The sequence below is a fragment of the Achromobacter seleniivolatilans genome (assembly GCF_030864005.1).
Taxonomy (GTDB): Bacteria; Pseudomonadota; Gammaproteobacteria; order Burkholderiales; family Burkholderiaceae_B; genus Achromobacter; species Achromobacter seleniivolatilans.
Genome location: NZ_CP132976.1, coordinates 4,264,369 through 4,282,951 on the forward strand (window position 1 = coordinate 4,264,369; position 18,583 = coordinate 4,282,951).

Consider the following 18,583-nt stretch of genomic DNA (forward strand, 5'->3'; position numbering starts at 1 on the left):
ACCCGGCTCCCGGTCAGCGCAAGGCCTGGCGGCCGAACAGGCCGCTAGGCCGGATGAAGATCATGCCGACCATCAATGCGAAACCGCAGATGGTTGCGATGGACGGATTGAAGAACACGACCGACACCTGCTCGGTAATGCCGAAGAGCAGCGCGCCGACCAGGGCGCCCACGGGATGGCCCAGTCCGCCCAGGACGATGACGATGAAGCCGATCAGCGTGTAGTCGTTGCCCATGAACGGCGAGAATGCCGGGAACACCATGGCCACCAGCACGCCGCTGGCGGCTGCCAGGCCCACGCCCAAACCGAACGCCACCGCGGACAGCCGTTCGGCATTGATGCCCACAATCCGGACGGCATCACGGTTCATGATGATGGCGCGCAGCGCCTTGCCCAGCTGCGTGCGATACAGGAAGACGGTCAGCGCGGCAATGATGGCCAGCGCAATCACGAGCGCCAGCAGGCGTACCGTAGGAATCAGCACCGGGCCGAACTTCAGAAAGACCGGCTCGATTTCATACGGCAGGGAACGCGCATCGGCGTCAAACGCCAGCAGCATCAACGCGCCCAGCATGATAGACACGCCAAACATCAGCAGCAAAGAGCTGATTTCAGGGTCGTCCGCCTTGGACAGGCGCGGAATCAGCACGAAGTACAACAGGTAACCCGCAAGGAAGAAGGCGGCAAAAGCCAGCGGCAATGCCACCAGCGGATTGATGCCCGCATACTCCATCAGGTAGAACGCGAAGTACGCGCCCAGCACCAGGAACTCGCCGTGCGCAAAGTTCACCACGCGCAGCACGCCGAAGACGACGTTGAGCCCCACGCCAATCAGGCCGTAGATAGCGCCCAGAATCAGGCCATTGATCAGGCCTTGGATAAGCAGTCCGGTCATGACGGAATTCCCTCAGGCAATGTAGCGGCGCAATTGCGGCTTGCGTTTGATCAGGCTGCCGACGATGCCCCGCGGCAGAAACAGCATCAGCAGCACAATGATGAGGCCCAGCAGCAGCAGGTTCACCACTGGAAATTTCTGCCAGATCACGTGATCGATGCCCAGCAGCGCCAACGTTCCGACAACCGGTCCAAGAATGGTGCCGAAGCCGCCTGCCATTGCGTAAATAATGCTTTTTGCCGTGATCAACACGTGGAATGCGTATTCCGGGTCCACCACGTTCGTGTACCAGGCCTCGATGCCGCCTGCCAGCGCCGGAAACAACGCCGCCAGCAACCATGCCTTCAACCGGGTGTTGGGCACATGGATGCCCACGCAAGCAGCTGCGCCGTCGTCGTCGCGTATGGCTTTGAGCGCGCGGCCCAGCCTCGACACAGACAGCCAGGTGACGGTAGCCAGCGTGGCGCCCATCACGATCAGCATGGCGTAATAACTGTGCGTGGGATTGTTGGCGCTGGACAAGATGATGCCCATGCTGCCGCCCGTGAACGACTGCGGCAGATTGGAAATGACCAGTTTGACGATGGTGGCCAGAGCCAGGCTCACGATGCCGAAGTAGACCCCGCGCAGCCGTAGTGTGGGCGCCAGCAGCAGCGCGATCGCCACGCCTACGCCGCCAGCCGCCAGCAAGGCGGGCAGGATGGGCCAGCCCAGGATTTTGTAGCAGATGCCGGTGGCGTACGAGCCCACGCCGTAGAACACCACGTAGCCAAACGGCAGATAGCCGGTAAAGCCCACGCAGATGTTCATGGCGCTGGCCATGGTGATCCACAGCATCAGGTAGAACGCGAACGAAATGTTCGACGTCGCCATCGGGATAACTGCCAGGCCGGCGGCCAGCGCGGCAAAGAGGGTCACTGCAATGCGGGTGCGCAATCGCACGGCGCGCTGATCCTGCGCGCGATGCGAAGCCGCGCCCGCCGCCAAGGCGGGACTGCTGCTCATGATGTCTTCCTCCGGGGCCGTCTCGGTATGGACGGCCGCTCATTAGTGGAGGCGATTATGAACAGTTCAAACCATAACTGCAAGTTAAGGACTAACCCTAATTTAACCTTGGAAACGCCTCGTCCAACACCACGCGCAGCTCCTTGATGAACTGCAACGCAATCTGCGAAGGCTCGCGCGCACTGGCGTATACCGCCGAAATATTCAAGGGAATGCACTCCGCCAGCGGCACGATCACCACATCCGGCATGGTGTTCTGCATGACCGTAAATTCATCCACGATGGCAATTCCCACACCCGCATTGACCAGCGCGCAGGCCAACTGGCTCCAGGGCACGTCCGCGCACATGCGGCAAGGCAAGCCGGCCTGCTCGAAAGCCCCCAGCACGAGCATGCCGAAGGGCATGCGCGTCCCCACCACGATATGGGGATGCGGAGACAAATCAGCCAGACTGACCAGGTCGCGCGACGCCAAGGGGTGAGCCTTGGGTATGGCCGCCACCATGCGCCCCACATGCAAGGACTGCGACGTCAAAAAGGGGTGCTCGGCCTGCATCACCACCAGACCCAGCTCTGCCTCACCCTGCAAAACGTCGGTAATGAGGCTGGGCAGAACCGAGGTATTCATCCTCAGCAACACCTCGGGATGCCTCTGCTGAAAGCGCGCCACCGCCCGGGGCACCAGGAACTGCGCCAGGCTGGGGATGGACGCCAGACGCAGCACGCCCGTGCCGTGCTCCGACAAGGCATCCGCCAAATCGTTGACACGCTGCATCATGCGCTGGGTTTTTTCAATTTCCTCAAACAGGCTATGCACTTGCGGCGTGGGACGAAGCCGCCCCCGCACCCGCTCGAACAAGGTCACCCCCATGCCTTTCTCGGTCTGAGCCAACATCCGGCTGACTGCTGGCTGGGAAATATTCAGTAAGCGGGCCGCGCCACTGATGGACCCGGCCATGACGATGGCCCAGAGCATTTCGGTCTGCCGGTAATTCAATTTATTCAAGGCGTGCGCTCCATGCCTATTTGTTATACGCTTTCTCGCGTATTGGGTAATTATTGCCCAATACCGGGGTTTAGCCACCGGCTACACGGCAAGGCGAGGCCCCCAAAATCTATAACGATAGGAGACATTCCATGTTCGCAAAATCTTGGTTGTTCCGCTTACCCGCCCTGGCTCTCGCCATGGCCGCAGTCACCCCCGCCATCGTCGCCGCCCAGACTTCGGACAAGTTCCGGGTCGGGATGACAGTGTCGTCTACTGGCAGCTTCGCCCTGGCTTCTCAATCAGGAGTCCGCGGTGTAGAACTGTGGGTGGACGACGTCAACCGCCGGGGCGGCATTGAAATCAAGGGCAAGAAATATCCCGTCGAGCTGGTCAAACTGGACGACCGCAGCGACAAGCAAATGGTGACTCGTGTTTACGAACGCCTGATTGTCGATGAAAAAGTAGATCTGGTGTTTGCGCCTTTCGGCTCAACGCTGACGGCTGCCGCCGCCACCGTCACGGAACGGCTGGGCAAATACATGATGGTCTGGTCGGCCGCCAGCGACGATCTGTACAAGCAAGGGTTCAAGAACATGGTGTCGGGCACGCAAATGCCCGTATCCGCCATGCTGCGCGCCAATATGGAATTGGCCGCGAACCAGGGCGTGAAGAAAGTGGCGCTGCTGTATTCGGACGAACCATTTCCTGCGGGCCTGGCGGAAGGCGGTCGAGAACAGGCCACCAAGAATGGCATGCAAGTCGTGCTGTTCGAAAAGTATCCCAAGGGCCAGAAGGACTTCAGCACCATCTTGCAGAAAGCACGCGCCGCCGGAGCGGAAGCGCTGGTGCCGACCTCGTACGAGGGCGATCTGATCAGCATGACGCGGCAGATGAAGCAGCTGGACATCAACTTCCCGTATGTCTTCATGGTGTATGCATCGACGCCGCAATTCCAGGCCATCGGCGCTGACGCCAACTACATCTACAGCCACACCAACTACCACCCCGCGATCAATTGGAAGGTCAACGCCGGCCTGACGCGGGAGCAGTTTGCCGCGGCCTATGACCGCCAGTTCCCCAAGGCCGAGTTCCCGCCCGATTTTCAGACGGCGCTGGCTTATGGCGCGGGCGCGGTAACCGAAGAAATCGTGAAGAAGGCAGGCACCGCTGACGCCGCGGCGCTCAAGCAGGCGTCCCTGGATCTGTCGGGCAAGCTGACGGTGATGGCTGGCCCCTACGCCATCGATGACACCGGCAAGCAATTGCTGATGCCGTTCCCGATCGTGCAACTGCTGCCGGGCAAGGGCATGGTGCCCGTGTGGCCGGCAGATGTTGCCGTGCAGAAACCCGTTTATCCCACCCCTGACTGGACCAAGCGCTAAACGCGCATGAGCAACCGGCCGTCGCCCGCAGGCGCGGCCGGTACTTCAACCTGAGGAAAACATGTCTGAAATCGCATTTGCCACGCTGGACGAATTGGCGAGCGGCCTGGCCGAAGGCCGCTACAGCTCGGTGGAATTGACGCAGCACTTCCTGGACCGCATCACCCAGGCCAATCCAAAGCTGGGCGCATACGTCAGCGTGGACAATGAAGCGGCCCTGCGCCTGGCCGAAGCCTCCGACGCCCGCCGCCGTGCGGGCTACGGGTTGCTTAGCCGGCTGGACGGCGTGCCGGTAGCCGTCAAGGATTTGTGCGACATCCAAGGCCAGATCACCACCGCTGGTTCGCAAGCGTGGCGCGACCGCCGCAGCACCGTCACCTCCACGGCGGTCACCCGCCTTTTGGATGCGGGCATGGTGCTGCTGGGCAAGACACACATGGTTGAGTTCGCGTTCGGGGGTTGGGGTACGAACCCGGTCATGGGCACGCCGCACAATCCCTGGGATCTTCAACACGCGCGCATTCCCGGCGGCTCATCCAGCGGTTCCGGCGTGGCCGTTGCCGCAGGCCTGGCGCCCGCCGCCCTGGGTTCGGATACCGGCGGTTCGGTGCGGATTCCCGCTGCGCTGAATGGCGTCACGGGGTTGAAGACCACGCGCGGTTTGATCAGCCTGTATGGCGCCGTGGCCCTGTCGACAACGCTGGATTCCATCGGCCCGCTCACGCGTGACACCCGCGACGCCATGCTGCTGACCGCGCTGATGGCAGGCCCGGACGCGCAAGATCCAATCACGCAGGGCATACCCGCCTTTCAATTTCGCGAACCCGAAGCAGGCGCGCAGCCGCTGCGTGGCATGCGCATCGCGATGATGCCCGCGTCCCAGTATCCCATCGGTGTCGATGCCGACGCGCTCAATGCCTTGGACGATGCCCGCCGTGCGCTCGCCGATTTGGGTGCGGAGGTGGCCGAGACGCCCTTCCCCTTCGACTTCCGCGACATGATGCTGCGCAATGGGCAGATCATTGCCGCCGAAGCCTATGCGATGCACCGGGACTATATCGAGGACGCCGCCCTGCCCTTCGGCCAATACGTGCGCGGCCGCGTGCTGTCGGGCAAGGGCCTGTCCGCCGCGGACTACATCGCGGCTCTGCAAGCGCACGCGCAGGCACGGCAAGCATGGCTTGAGTGGATGCGCGATATCGACGCGGTGCTGACACCTTGCGCGCCCTTTGGCGCCCGCCGCCTGGATGAAGTGGACGAAGCCGCCACGCCCCTGGCCGCCTTTACCCGCGCAGGCAACTACGTCAATGCCTCCGGCCTTGCCCTGCCGGCGGGCTTTACGGCTGGCGGCCTGCCGCTGGGCGTGCAACTGCTAGGCAAACCCAATGCTGAAGGCGCGTTGGGCAAGATCGGCATGGCATTCCAGACCGTGACCGACTGGCACCGCCGCCAGCCCGATCTGTCTTCCCTGGGTCTGTAAAACGCATGTCGATGCGCCGGCGCGTAGTGTCGCCGGCGCAATCGTGATGTTGAATCCCGCTTAGGGAAACTCCCCCCTTGCTGCCCATCCCCCTGAAGCCATATCTTGAACGCCTGATGTGACCATATGGTCACAACGTTTCAATCGTCTTCTTTGACCGGTGCAGCCTCGCCCTATCGCGCCCCTGCTTTGCGGCCTATCGCCCTCAACGCCTTCGCGCACCATCATGCCGATGAGCGTGGGCCGATCCTGGGTAGCGAAGTCTGGCAAGATGGAAGGCATATCGGCCATTCCGTCTGCGAACCCAACGCCGACACGGCCGACGGCCGGGCGTTCGGCATGCCGGACCCCGCCCGCTCCCTCATCTTCATGAAGGAATAGGCCTATGTCCCGACGCGAAAACACCGAGCGGCAGATACTGCAGGCGCTGCAAGCCCAGATCCTGGAAACAGGCATGGGCGGCGTAGGCATCAATGCCATCGCCAAGCGAGCCGGTGTCAGCAAGGAACTCATCTACCGCTACTTTGACGGCATGCCCGGCCTGATGCTGGCCTGGATGCAAGAGCAAGATTTCTGGACCCGCAACCCAGACCTGCTGGCCGCGGACGAATCCAGCCAGCGCACACCAGGCGAACTGGTGCTGGCAATGCTGCGCGCGCAGATCGACGCGCTTGCCGGCAACGAAACACTGCGTGAAGTGCGCCGCTGGGAATTGATCGAACGCAATGAAGTGTCCGCGCCCTTGGCCGAACGCCGTGAACGCGCCGCGCGCGGTTTCATCGACCGCGTTGACGGCCTGACTCCCGACGCAGACATGCCCGCCATGGTCAGCGTAATGCTGGCGGGGGTCCTGTACCTGATGTTGCGCGCCAAGACTGAATCCCATTTTCTGGGTGTGCCGCTGCGCACGCCTGAAGGCTGGGATCGCATCAATGGCGCCCTGGAACATCTGGTGGCCCACGGTTTCCCCGCCCCCTTGAATACCGAATCGCTAGCCAACCTGGAGGCGCGCCGCGGCAAACCCCGGCCGCCCCCTGATCCCGAAACCTGAGCCTCTTCCACTCATGACCGCCCATACCGATCCGCAGGAATACGACCTCATCATCACCGGTGGCCACGTCGCCGACGGCCTGGGCGGCCCCGCCCGCAGAGCCGATGTCGCCATTCACGGCGAGCGCATCGCCGCTGTTGGCGATGGCGCCCAATGGCGGGCAAAGCGCCGTATCGATGCGACGGACAAGGTGGTGTCTCCGGGTTTCATCGACTGCCACACCCACGATGACCGCGCCCTGTTGAACACCCCCCTGATGCGGCCCAAGGTCAGCCAGGGGATCACTACGGTTGTCACCGGTAACTGCGGTATCAGCCTGGCGCCGGTGCGCACGCCGGGCGACATCGTCCCGCCGCCGCTGAACCTGCTGGCCAAACACACGGGTGAGCTATACGCCCGCATGCAGGACTATGCCGATGCGCTGGACGCGGCGCCTGCCGCCGTCAACAGCCTGGCACTGGTGGGCCACTCCAGTCTGCGCGTGTCCGCCATGGACCGCCTGGACAGACCAGCCGACAAGAACGAGGTCGCCACGATGCGCCGCGCGCTTGACCAGGCCATGGCGGCCGGCGCAGCCGGGCTGTCCACCGGCCTGTACTACCCCACCGCCATGCATGCCAGCACGGAAGAAGTCATCGGCGTGGCCGAGCCGCTGGCCGCATGGCGCGGTCTGTACACGACCCATCTGCGCGACGAGGCCGACCACGTCTGCGATTCCATGGAAGAAGCCTTCCTGATCGGGCGCGCCGCCGATGTACCCGCCATTCTTTCGCACCACAAAGTCACCGGCAAACACAACCACGGGCGCACCGCCGAAACGCTGGCGCTCTATGACCGCGCGCGAGCCAATCAGCCGCTGGGCATGGACGTGTATCCCTACGCGGCGTCCTCCACTATTTTGGAGCCGCGCCGTGTGTCGGCCGGCGAAAAAATCATCGTGACGTGGTCGCAAACGCGCCCGGAAATCCAGGGCGTGGATCTGCGCGAACTGGCCGCGCGCGAAGGCCGCGATCCCACCGCTCTGGCTGAAGAGCTGTCGCCGGGCGGCGCCATTTACTTCTCGATGGACGAAGAGGACGTCAAGCGCGTCATCAGCCACGGCAGCGTCATGATCGGCTCCGATGGCCTTCCGCATGACCAGCGGCCGCACCCGCGCTTGTGGGGCGCATTCTCACGCGTACTGGCGCGTTATGTGCGCGAGATGCGCGTGCTGGGCATGGAAGTAGCGATACGCCGCATGACCAGCCTGACGGCCGCCCAGTTCGGCCTGAAAGACCGTGGCGTCCTGCGCGCCGGCTGTTATGCCGACGTTGTGATCTTCGACCCGCGCACCGTTACTGACCTGGCCAGCTTTGCCGAACCCACGCTGCCGTCCACGGGCATCCAGGCAGTCATTGTCAACGGCCTGCTGGTCGAGGAAAACGGCGCGCCCACCGGCGCCCGCCCGGGCCGGCTGCTGCGCGGCGACGACCGCGCCGCGCCCGGCTTCGAGACTCCGGCCTGGGCGGCTTGACGCCATCTTTCGCCGCGTACCGCCCGGCATGCGCGGGCGCCCTCCCCATTCGTCGCGCTCCGGTGCGGCGCCGCTCTGGAGCATCATGCACATAGTCGTCATCGGCGCGGGGGTGGTCGGTATGACCACCGCCTATTTCCTGCATCGCGAGGGACATCGCGTCACGGTCGTGGACGCCGGGACCGGCCCCGGGCAGGCCACCAGCATGGCCAACGGCGCTCAACTCAGCTATAGCTTTGTGGCGCCGCTGGCCGATCCAGCGGTGCTGCCCAAGCTGCCTTCGTGGCTGCTGGGCCAGGACACGCCGCTGCGCTTTCGGCCCCGGCTGGACCCTGATCAGTGGCGCTGGAGCCTCGCCTTCCTGCGGGCCTGCACCCGTTCCAAAAGCCGCTCCACCACTCGAGAACTGCTGGCGCTGGGCCTGTATAGCCGTTTATGCGTTCACGACATGATCCGGCAGGTCAACCCGGACTTCGATTTTTCGTCATCGGGAAAGTTGCTGGTCTACCAGGACGCCGCCGCCTACGCGCATGCGCTTTCGCAACGCGACTACCAGGCCACGCTGGGGTGCGAGCAGCGCGTGATGGATCGTCAGGCTTGCCTGGATCTGGAGCCCGCGCTGGCCGATATCGGACCCAGCATCAAGGGCGCGATCTACACCCCAACGGAAGACGCAGGCGACTGTCTGCGGTTATGTACCGAGCTGGAACGCATTCTGCGCGCAGCGCCCGACCCGGCGCGCTTCCATTTCAATACTGCGGTCCGCTCCTTGCGCACCGAACGCGGCCGCGTGGTGGCTGCCACGACACAAGCCGGTGAGCTGGACGCGGATCAGTTTGTATTGGCCAGCGGCATGGGCGCGCAATCACTGGCGCAAGGCATCGGCCTGAACCTGCAGATTCATCCGCTCAAGGGCTACAGCCTGACCTACGCACTGGCCCCGGACAGCATTGCGCCGCAGGCCAGCATCAGCGATATCCGCCGCAAAGTGGTTTATGCGCGTTTGGGTAGCCGGTTGCGCGTAGCTGGCATGGTGGATATCGGCACGCGCAACCACGGCATTGATCCTGCCCGTGTGCGCAGCCTGGAACGTGACGTGGCGCAGTTTTTTCCGCGCCTGAATCCCGCAGAGGCGCCGCAAGCCTGGGCCGGTCTGCGGCCTGCGCGCCCCGATGGCAAACCGCTGATCGGCGCCACGCCCTATCGCAATCTGTGGTTAAACACTGGCCATGGCGGCCTGGGTTTCACGTTGGCCGCTGGCAGCGCAAAGATGCTGGCGGATCTGATGCGGGGCCGCAGCCCCGCCGTAGACGCCACGCCCTTCGCCCTGGCGTAGCTGGCGCAGGCGGCGCCCTGGCCTCTACAGGGCGCCGTTGCTTAATCGGCCTTGATACCGCGGCTCTGAATCAGCTTGCCCCACTTGTCGCGTTCCTTCACTTCAAAAGCGGCCAGATCGGCGCCGAAGACATTCCCCGCGGTAGCCCCGCCCTGACCCAGCGACTTCTGCAACTCCGGCGACTTCAACGCCTGCTTCATGGCGGCGATCAGCTTTTCCACCACTGGCGCGGGTGTGCCGCGTGGCGCATACAGTCCCGACCAGGCGGTGACTTCGAAGCCCGGCAGACCGGCCTCGGCCATCGTGGGCAAATCAGGCGCGGCAGGACTGCGCTCGGCCGACGTCACGGCAATGCCGCGCAATCGATCGCCCGCTTTCAACGAGGCCATGGAACTGGGCAGGTTATCCATCAGAATATCGACCTGCCCGCCAATGACGGCAGGAATGGCGGCCGACGATCCTTTGAATGGCACGTGCAGCATCTGCAAGCCCGCCATGGATTCGAAGTAGGCGCCCGTCAGATGCACCGACGAACCGATGCCGGGCGAGGCATAGGAATACTTGCCCGGATCTTTCTTCACCGCCTTCATCACGTCTTCCAGATTGCGCCACGGCGAACCGGCAGCCACCGCCATGACGTTAGGCGTGGAAGCGATCATGCCCAGCGGCACCAGATCGGTCGCGGGGTTGAAGCCGATATTGCTATAGAGATACTGGTTGACCGTTTGCGTGCCGACGGAGCCCAGCACGATGGTGTAGCCGTCAGGCTGCGCGCGGGCAGCTGCTGCCACGCCCAGATTGCCGGCCGCGCCCGGCTTGTTCTCAACCACGATGGCTTGCCCCAAGGCGGGCCGCATGTGTTCAGCGATGGTGCGCGCAAAGATATCGGTGGTGCCGCCTGGCGGGAATGGCACGATCAGGGTGATCGGCCGCGCGGGCCACTCCGCTGCCGCCGCCGCCCCGCTCAGTCCCAATGTTGCCGCCATGGCGACGCCAGCCCAGCGTCCAAGCCCGGCGGATACCCGCCCACGAGATAACCAGCCCATCCTCTTTCCCCTTCGTATGAAGTGTGTTCGATTGATCAAACGGAATTCGGTGCATCGGTACTGCGCGCTAAGGTGACCATATGGTCACTTTTAGCGCATTAGGAACCTGGGCCGAATGCTTGTCAATAAAAGCGGGCGGGTTTAGGCGTTATCCCTAGGCGTTACTGGGTCGTAGCCGTGTCCGTGGCGGCCGCATTGGCGGCGGGCGTTTCGGTAGCCGGCAAGCCGTCCCAGCCGCCGCCCAAGGCCACGATGAGATTCACGCTGGCAACCAGCCGCGTGCCCATCAGGCTGAGCGCATTGCGTTCGCTGTTGAGCGCCGTGGCATCCACCACGGCGACGCTCAAGTAATCCACCAACCCAGCCTTGTATTGGTTCTGGATCAGGCGCAGCGATTCCCGGGCAGACTCCAACGCGCGGCGTTGAACCACCTGTTCGTTTTCCATCACGTGCAACTGGATCAGATAGTCTTCAACCTCGCGCAAGCCGACCAGCGCCGCCTGACGATACGCCGCTGCTTGCGCGTCATAGGATGCACGCGCCTGTTCCACTTGGGCCGCACGGGCGCCGCCATCAAAGATCGTCATCGCCAGCGCTGGCCCCAGGGACCAGAAGCGCGCAGGCGCGGTAAGCAGTTCAGCGAACTGGCCGTTGCGGAAACCCCCGTCGGCAGACAAGGTCAGCGAAGGGAACCACGCCGCTTGCGCCACGCCAATCTGGGCGTTGGCGGCCGCCGCACGGCGTTCAGCGGCAGCGATATCTGGGCGGCGTTCCAGCAACTCAGAGGGCAAGCCCACTGGAATCTGCGGCAGCTGCAAGGTAAACACGGCGGGCGGCAAACTGAACTTGGACGGCGCCTGCCCCATCAACACCGCAATCGCGTGTTCGTACTGGCCGCGCTGCCAATCCAGATCGATCGAATTGGCACGCGTGCTTTCGACCTGCGTGCGGGCCACGGCCACGTCAGACTGCCCGGCCACGCCAACCTCGTAGCGGTTCTGCGTCAGCTGCAACGACTTTTCGTAGGCCGCCACCGTCGCGTCCAGCAAGCGCTTCTGCTCGTCCAGCACGCGCAGTTGCAAATAGGTCTGCACCAGAGCCGCTTGCGCGCTCAAGCGCGTCGCCGCCAGATCCGCCAGGCTGGCTGCCGCGCTGGCTTCAGAGGATTCGGCGCTGCGGCGCACGCGGCCCCACACATCCAATTCCCAGCTGACGTTGCCGGTCAGTGAATACTGGTTCGACACATTGCTGCCATTGGACGACGATGACGACGAGCCACTGCCGCTGCCGCCGCGCGTCATGCCGGCGCCCGCGCCCACGGTGGGGTAGAAGCCAGCGCGCGTAGCGCGTACCAGGCCCAACGCCTGCCGGTAGTTGGCCTCGGCCTGCGCAATCGTCTGGTTCGACGTATTCAACTGCGCGATCAACCCATCCAGCGTGGGGTCGTTGTAGACCCGCCACCAGGCGCCACGGTCTGCATCGTCGCGCGGCTCTGCGGGCTTCCAGCCCTCGACCTGTTCTTGCCCCAGGCTTTCCTTGTAGTTCGCGCCCACATCCAGTTCAGGACGTTGATAATCCGGTCCGACCGCGCACGCGCCAAGCAGCGCGCACAGCGCCAACGTGACCGCGCTGCGGGGAAGAAAGGCATTCGAGAACTGCTTGGCGTTACGGATCATGTGTGTTCTATGGAATCAGGGGTTTCGCCGCGTGGGGTGCGCCCGCGCGCAGCCCACAGACGAAAACGGTCCAGGTAAAGATAGACCACGGGCGTGGTGTACAGCGTCAGAATCTGGCTCAGGATCAAGCCGCCTACGATGGTAATGCCTAAGGGCTGGCGCATCTCGACGCCCGCGCCGGTAGCCAGCACCAGCGGCAGCGCGCCAAAAATTGCGGCCATCGTGGTCATCATGATGGGGCGAAAGCGCGTGATGCAGGCCTGGAAGATCGCGTCGCGCGGCGACATGCCCTGCACGCGCTCGGCCTCCAGCGCAAAGTCCACCATCATGATGGCGTTCTTTTTCACGATGCCGATCAAGAGGAACACCCCGATCAATGCGATCAGCGTGAAGTCGTATCGCACCAGCAGCAAAGCCAGCAGCGCGCCCAGGCCCGCAGACGGCAAGGTGGAGAGAATCGTGAGCGGATGCACGAAACTCTCGTACAGAATGCCCAGCACGATATACATGGTGACCAGCGCCGCCAGAATCAGCCACGGCTGCTGCGCCAAGGTTTGCTGCAAGGCTGCCGCCGTACCTTGGAAACCCGCCTGGATCTGATCCGATGGCAGACCAATGCGTGCCACGGCCGCGTCGATAGCCGCAGTGGCCTGCCCCAGCGACACGCCGGGCGCCAGACTGAACGACACCGTGTCCGCCACGAACAACCCTTGATGCTGCACGCTCAGGGGCGCGTTGGCGTTTTCCAGCCGCGCAAACGCCAACAGCGGCACGCGCGCGCCTGTGGACGTGATCACCTCAACATCCTTGAGCGATTCAATATCCTGCGCGAACTTGGGCTCTACGCCCAGCACCACGTGGTACTGATTCAGCGGGCCATACATGACCGACACCTGACGCTGGCTGAACGAGTTGTTCAGCACCGTCGAAATGGTGGCCATGCTGACGCCCAGCCGTGTTGCGGCCTCGCGGTCGATCACCAGATTGATCTGGCGGCCCTTGTCTTCCACATCGGTATCCACGTCCGTGATCTCGGGAATCTTAGCCATGGCCTGCTGCACCTTCGGCATCCAGCTCCGCAGCAATTCCAGATCGCCCGACATCAGCGTGTAGTCATACGAACCCTGGCTTTGGCGTCCGCCAATGCGGATGTCTTGTTGCGACACCAGGAACATGCGGGCGCCAGGCATGTTTTGCAGTTTCCCGCGCAACCGGTTGATCACCACGTCTGCCGATACCTTGCGCTCTTCCAGGGGTTTCAGCTGGATCTGCATGAAGCTGCTGTTGCTGCCGCCGCGCCCGCCGGCGTAACCCGTCATGCTCTGCACGGCCGGATCGGCCAGCACGACTTTGCGCAAGGCTTCGATCTTGGGCAAGGTGGCCTGGAACGACGTGCCCTGGTCTACCCGAAAGAATCCCAGCAGTTGACCCGTATCCTGCTGCGGGAAAAAGCCCTTGGGCACCACCATATACAGATAGACGTTCAGCCCCACTGCAACGGCCAGCACCAGCATCATCAGCCGGCCATGCAGCAGCGCCCAGCGTAATGACCGGCGGTAACCATCCAGCATCCACTCGAACGCGCCTTCGGACCAGCGCGCCAGACGCCCCGGAGGCTTGGTTTCCTTGGGCTCGTTACGCAGCAGGCGCGCGCACATCATCGGCGTCAAGGTCAACGACACGACGAGCGACACCAGAATCGCCGCCGACAAGGTCACGGCAAACTCGCGGAACAGGCGGCCAACCACACCGCCCATCAGCAAAATGGGAATGAAGACCGCCACCAGCGACAGGCTCATCGACAAGACCGTGAAACCCACCTCGCGCGATCCGCGCAACGCGGCGCGCATGGGCGTCATGCCGTTTTCCACGTGGCGCATGATGTTCTCAAGCACCACAATCGCGTCATCCACCACAAATCCCGTCGCCACGATCAGCGCCATCAGCGAAATGGTGTTCAGCGTGAATCCGCACAAATACATGATGCAGAAGGTGCCGATCAGGGACACGGGCACGGCAACGCTGGGAATGATGGCCGCACGCCAGCGCCGCAAGAACAGCAGCACAACCAGAACCACCAGACCCACGGCGATGATCAGCGTCAGTTCGGCCTCGTGCAACGACGCCCGGATGCTGGGCGTGCGGTCTTGCGCGACCGTCATGTTCACATCCGCCGGCATCAATGCCTGCAAGACGGGCAGTTGCGCGCGCACGGCATCGACAGCTTCGATGATATTGGCGTCTGCCTGACGCCGGACAATCATCAGAATGGCATTGCGGTTGTTGAAGAAGCCGGTCTGATACAGATCTTCGACCGAGTCCTCAACCTTGGCCACGTCCGAGACCCGAACCGGCGCGCCATCGCGCCAGGCCACGATCAGCGGCCGGTATTGTTCGGCCCGGCTGAGCTGGTCGCTGACCATGATCTGCCAGTGATAGCGGTCATTTTCCAGCACGCCCTTGGGCCGGTTGGCATTGGCGTTGGCCAGCGTTGCGCGCAGTTCATCCAGCGACACCCCGCGGTTGGCAAGCGCGCCCGGCAGCACCGTGACGCGCACTGCGGGCAGCGAGCTGCCGCCCACCGTGACTTCTCCCACGCCATCAACCTGCGCCAGCTTTTGCGCCACGATGGTCGAGGCAATGTCGTACAGCTGGCCTTGGCTGAGCGTATCGGACGTCAGCGCCAAGGTCATGATGGGCGCGTCGGATGGATTGGACTTGTGATACGTGGGGTTGCTGCGCAAGCCGGTGGGCAACAACGACCGTGCGGCGTTGATCGCGGCCTGTACATCGCGGGCCGCGCCATTGATGTCGCGGGACAGATCGAATTGCAGCGTGATGCGGGTAGAACCCTGCGAGCTGCTGGACGTCATTTCCGTCACGCCTGCGATGCTGCCCAATGACCGCTCAAGCGGCGTGGCCACGCTGGACGCCATGGTCTCGGGGCTGGCGCCCGGCAGGCTTGCAGATACGGATATGGTCGGAATATCCACCTGCGGCAAGGGCGCCACGGGCAACAGGAAAAATGACAGCAGGCCCGCCAGCACAACCGCCAGGCTCAGCAGCGTCGTCGCCACCGGCCGGGCGATGAAGGGCGCCGACAAAATCATGACACGTCCCCGGCAGCCGGCTCGCGCACGCCGCGCCAACGGCGCGACATGCGGTCAAACATCAAATAAATCACGGGGGTCGTAAACAGCGTCAACACCTGCGACAGCAGCAAACCGCCCACCATCACCAGACCCAGAGGCTGACGCAATTCAGCGCCCGTGCCGGTCGACAGCATCAGCGGCAAGGCGCCGAACAAGGCTGCCAGCGTCGTCATCAGAATGGGACGAAAGCGCAGCAACGCGGCCTCGTGGATGGCGGCGCGCGGGCTCAGGCCGCGCTTGCGTTCGGCGTCCAACGCAAAGTCGATCATCATGATCGCGTTCTTCTTCACGATGCCGATCAGCAAAATAATGCCGATGATGCCGATCATGTCCAGCTCTGTGCCGCTGATCAGCAAGGCCAGCAAGGCCCCCACGCCCGCCGACGGCAGCGTGGAAAGAATGGTGATGGGATGGATATAGCTTTCGTACAGAATGCCCAGCACGATATACATCGTGACAATGGCCGCCAGAATCAGCCACAAGGTGCTGGTCAGCGAATTCTGGAATGCCAGCGCCGCCCCCTGGAAGCGCGTTTCCACGCTGGCAGGCAAATTGATGTCGGCCTCCGCCGCCGTGATCGCCTCGACAGCACTGGACAATGACGCGCCCGGCGCCAGATTGAACGACACCGTGACCATGGGGAACTGGTCCAGGCGGTTCACGGCCAGCACCGTTCTGCCTTCCGTAATGTGCGCCACCGACGACAAGGGCACCTGAGCTCCCGCCGACGTCGGCACATGAATCTGCCCGAGCGACGCCGGATTCATTTGGAACTGCGGCTGCACCTCCAGCACCACACGGTACTGGTTGGACTGCGTGAAGATCGTGGAAATCAGCCGTTGGCCAAATGCGTCGTACAAGGCTTCGTCGATCACCGCAGCGGTAATGCCCAGGCGCGATGCCGCATCGCGGTCAATCTCGACCCAGGTCTGCAAACCGTCGTCCTGCAAATCATCGGTCACGTCTTTCAGACCCGGCACCTGCCGCAAGCGGTCCACCAGCTTGGGCGTCCATTCGCTGAGTACTTTCAGATCAGGATTGGACAGCGTCATCTGATACTGGGTGCGGCTGACCCGGTCTTCGATGGTCAGGTCCTGCACAGGCTGCATGTAGACGGTCAGCCCATCCTGCTTGCTCAAGGTGTCTTGCAGACGCGCCATCACCGTGCGCAGATCGCCGTTGCGTTCGGCCTGAGGCTTCAGCGCAATCTGCATGCGCCCTGCGCTTAACGTGGCATTGCTGCCGTCCACGCCAATGAACGATGACACGGACTGCACATCAGGGTCTTCCAGCACCAAGCGCGCCGCGGCCTGCTGGCGCTCGGCCATGGCCGGGAAGGAAATGGATTGCGGCGCTTGCGTAATGGCCTGGATCAGCCCGGTGTCTTGCTGCGGGAAGAAGCCCTTGGGAATCACCATGTACAGCACGACGGTCAGCGCAAATGTACCCAGCGCCACCATCAACGTCAGCGGCTGATGCCGCAGCACCACTTGCAGCATCCGGTCGTAAGCCGCGATGACCCGGTCAATGAAGGCGCCGGTAGTTTGATGGAAACGGCCGTGCTTCTGCTCGGACTCGGCACGCAGCAAGCGCGCGCACATCATCGGCGTCAAGGTCAGCGACACCACCAGCGAGATCAGGATGGACACGGCAAGCGTGATCGCAAATTCGCGGAACAGCCGCCCCACGACTTCCGTCATGAAGAGCAACGGGATCAGCACGGCAATCAGCGAAAAGGTCAGCGAGATCAGCGTGAAGCCAATCTGCGATGCGCCCTTTAACGCCGCCTGCATGGGCGATTCGCCCTCTTCGATATGGCGGGCAATGTTCTCGATCATGACGATGGCGTCATCCACCACAAAACCCGTGGCGATGGTCAGCGCCATCAAGGTCAGGTTGTTGATCGAAAAACCGGCCAGATACATGATGCCGAACGTGCCAACCAAAGACAGCGGCACCACCACGCTGGGAATCAGCGTGGCCGTCAGGCTGCGCAGGAAGACAAAGGTCACCATCACCACCAGCGCTACCGCCAGCAGCATTTCAAACTGCACATCGGCTACCGAGTCGCGGATGGTCTGCGTGCGGTCGGACACCACGGTCACATCCAGCGTCGCGGGCAAAGAGGCCCGTAACTGCGGCAGCAGCTTTTGAATCCGGTTCACCACGTCGATCACGTTGGCGCCGGGCTGACGCTGAATGTTCAGCAGAATGGCCGGTTTATCGCCCGCCCAGGCGGCTTGGCGCGTGTCCTCGGCGCCTTCCACCGCGCGCGCCACGTCCTTCAGACGCAGCGGCGCATTGTTCTTGTACGCAATGATCAGGTCGTTGTAGTCGGTAGGCGTCTTCAACTGATCATTGGCATTGATCGTGGTGGACCGTTGCGGTCCGTCCAGATTGCCCTTGGGCTGATTGACGTTGGCGCCCACCACCGCTGCGCGCAGATCCGACAGGGCCAGGCCGTTGGCCGCCAGCGCCTGCGGATTGACCTGCACCCGCACCGCCGGCCGCTGGCCGCCCGCCACGCTGACCAGGCCCACGCCGGGAATCTGCGACAGCTTTTGCGCAATTCGCGTGTCGACCAGATCTCGCACCTGCGGCAGCGGCATGGTGGGCGACGTAATGGCCAGCGTCACCACCGCCGCATCCGCCGGGTTGACCTTGTTGTAGGTCGGCGGCACCGGCAGATCGTTGGGCAGCAGGTTCGACGCGGCATTGATCGCCGCCTGCACCTGCTGCTCGGCCACATCCAGCGGCAGCGTCAGGTTGAACTGCATGGTGATGACCGATGCGCCACCCGAACTGGTGGACGACATCTGGTTCAAGCCCGGCATCTGCCCAAACTGCCGTTCCAGCGGAGACGTGACCAAAGAGGTCATCACATCCGGACTGGCGCCGGGGTATAGCGTCACGACCTGGATCGTCGGGTAGTCCACTTCGGGCAGCGCCGAAACAGGCAACAGGCGATAGGCAATGAACCCGGCAATCAGGATCGCCACCATCGCCAAGGTGGTGGCGACGGGGCGCAGGATGAACAGACGCGACGGACTCACGGCGTT

13 protein-coding genes are annotated in these 18,583 nt (G+C 63.2%); 6 read left to right on the top strand and 7 right to left on the bottom strand.

What is annotated here, in order from left to right; all coding sequences use genetic code 11:
- Positions 1-13 precede the first annotated feature (13 nt).
- From RAS12_RS19255 to RAS12_RS19265, 3 genes are all read right to left on the bottom strand, one after another.
- Complete coding sequence (locus RAS12_RS19255; protein WP_306938131.1) at positions 14-895, bottom strand: branched-chain amino acid ABC transporter permease; 882 nt, start codon at positions 893-895, stop codon at positions 14-16.
- Between the two features lie 12 nt (positions 896-907).
- Positions 908-1,900, bottom strand: a complete 993-nt coding sequence (locus tag RAS12_RS19260) for a branched-chain amino acid ABC transporter permease (RefSeq protein WP_306938133.1) — start codon at positions 1,898-1,900, stop codon at positions 908-910.
- Positions 1,901-1,997: 97 nt separating this feature from the next.
- Positions 1,998-2,876: a LysR family transcriptional regulator gene (locus RAS12_RS19265; protein WP_306951522.1), complete on the bottom strand. Its 879-nt coding sequence runs from the start codon at positions 2,874-2,876 to the stop codon at positions 1,998-2,000.
- A 161-nt stretch (positions 2,877-3,037) separates the two neighbouring features.
- Between RAS12_RS19265 and RAS12_RS19270 the strand changes: the two genes are divergently transcribed.
- The 6 genes from RAS12_RS19270 to RAS12_RS19295 all read left to right on the top strand — a co-directional run bounded on the left by RAS12_RS19270 (position 3,038) and on the right by RAS12_RS19295 (position 9,650).
- On the top strand, positions 3,038-4,270 hold the full coding sequence (locus tag RAS12_RS19270) for an amino acid ABC transporter substrate-binding protein (RefSeq protein ID WP_306938136.1): 1,233 nt from the start codon (positions 3,038-3,040) through the stop codon (positions 4,268-4,270).
- 61 nt (positions 4,271-4,331) lie between these two features.
- Complete coding sequence (locus RAS12_RS19275) at positions 4,332-5,750, top strand: amidase (protein ID WP_306938137.1); 1,419 nt, start codon at positions 4,332-4,334, stop codon at positions 5,748-5,750.
- A 126-nt stretch (positions 5,751-5,876) separates the two neighbouring features.
- Positions 5,877-6,131 (top strand): DUF7259 domain-containing protein, encoded by a 255-nt coding sequence (locus RAS12_RS19280; RefSeq protein ID WP_306938138.1) that lies wholly within the window; start codon positions 5,877-5,879, stop codon positions 6,129-6,131.
- Between the two features lie 4 nt (positions 6,132-6,135).
- Positions 6,136-6,801, top strand: coding sequence for a TetR/AcrR family transcriptional regulator (locus tag RAS12_RS19285; RefSeq protein WP_306938140.1), 666 nt, complete (start codon positions 6,136-6,138; stop codon positions 6,799-6,801).
- A 13-nt stretch (positions 6,802-6,814) separates the two neighbouring features.
- On the top strand, positions 6,815-8,314 hold the full coding sequence (locus RAS12_RS19290) for an N-acyl-D-amino-acid deacylase family protein (RefSeq protein WP_306938142.1): 1,500 nt from the start codon (positions 6,815-6,817) through the stop codon (positions 8,312-8,314).
- Between the two features lie 85 nt (positions 8,315-8,399).
- Positions 8,400-9,650, top strand: a complete 1,251-nt coding sequence (locus tag RAS12_RS19295; protein WP_306938145.1) for a D-amino acid dehydrogenase — start codon at positions 8,400-8,402, stop codon at positions 9,648-9,650.
- A gap of 41 nt (positions 9,651-9,691) precedes the next feature.
- Here the strand turns inward: RAS12_RS19295 and RAS12_RS19300 are convergent, their stop codons facing one another.
- From RAS12_RS19300 to RAS12_RS19315, 4 genes are all read right to left on the bottom strand, one after another.
- A complete protein-coding gene (locus RAS12_RS19300) occupies positions 9,692-10,636 on the bottom strand; it encodes a Bug family tripartite tricarboxylate transporter substrate binding protein (RefSeq protein ID WP_371321308.1) in 945 nt (314 codons plus the stop codon).
- 221 nt (positions 10,637-10,857) lie between these two features.
- Positions 10,858-12,372: an efflux transporter outer membrane subunit gene (locus RAS12_RS19305; protein ID WP_306938147.1), complete on the bottom strand. Its 1,515-nt coding sequence runs from the start codon at positions 12,370-12,372 to the stop codon at positions 10,858-10,860.
- Positions 12,369-15,482, bottom strand: coding sequence for a multidrug efflux RND transporter permease subunit (locus tag RAS12_RS19310; protein ID WP_306938149.1), 3,114 nt, complete (start codon positions 15,480-15,482; stop codon positions 12,369-12,371). The genes RAS12_RS19305 and RAS12_RS19310 overlap by 4 nt, the downstream gene beginning before the upstream one ends.
- The gene (locus RAS12_RS19315; protein WP_306938151.1) at positions 15,479-18,577 is read right to left on the bottom strand and encodes an MdtB/MuxB family multidrug efflux RND transporter permease subunit; all 3,099 of its coding nucleotides are present in this window, start codon (positions 18,575-18,577) and stop codon (positions 15,479-15,481) included. Before RAS12_RS19315 ends, RAS12_RS19310 begins: the two co-directional genes overlap by 4 nt.
- Positions 18,578-18,583 lie beyond the last annotated feature (6 nt).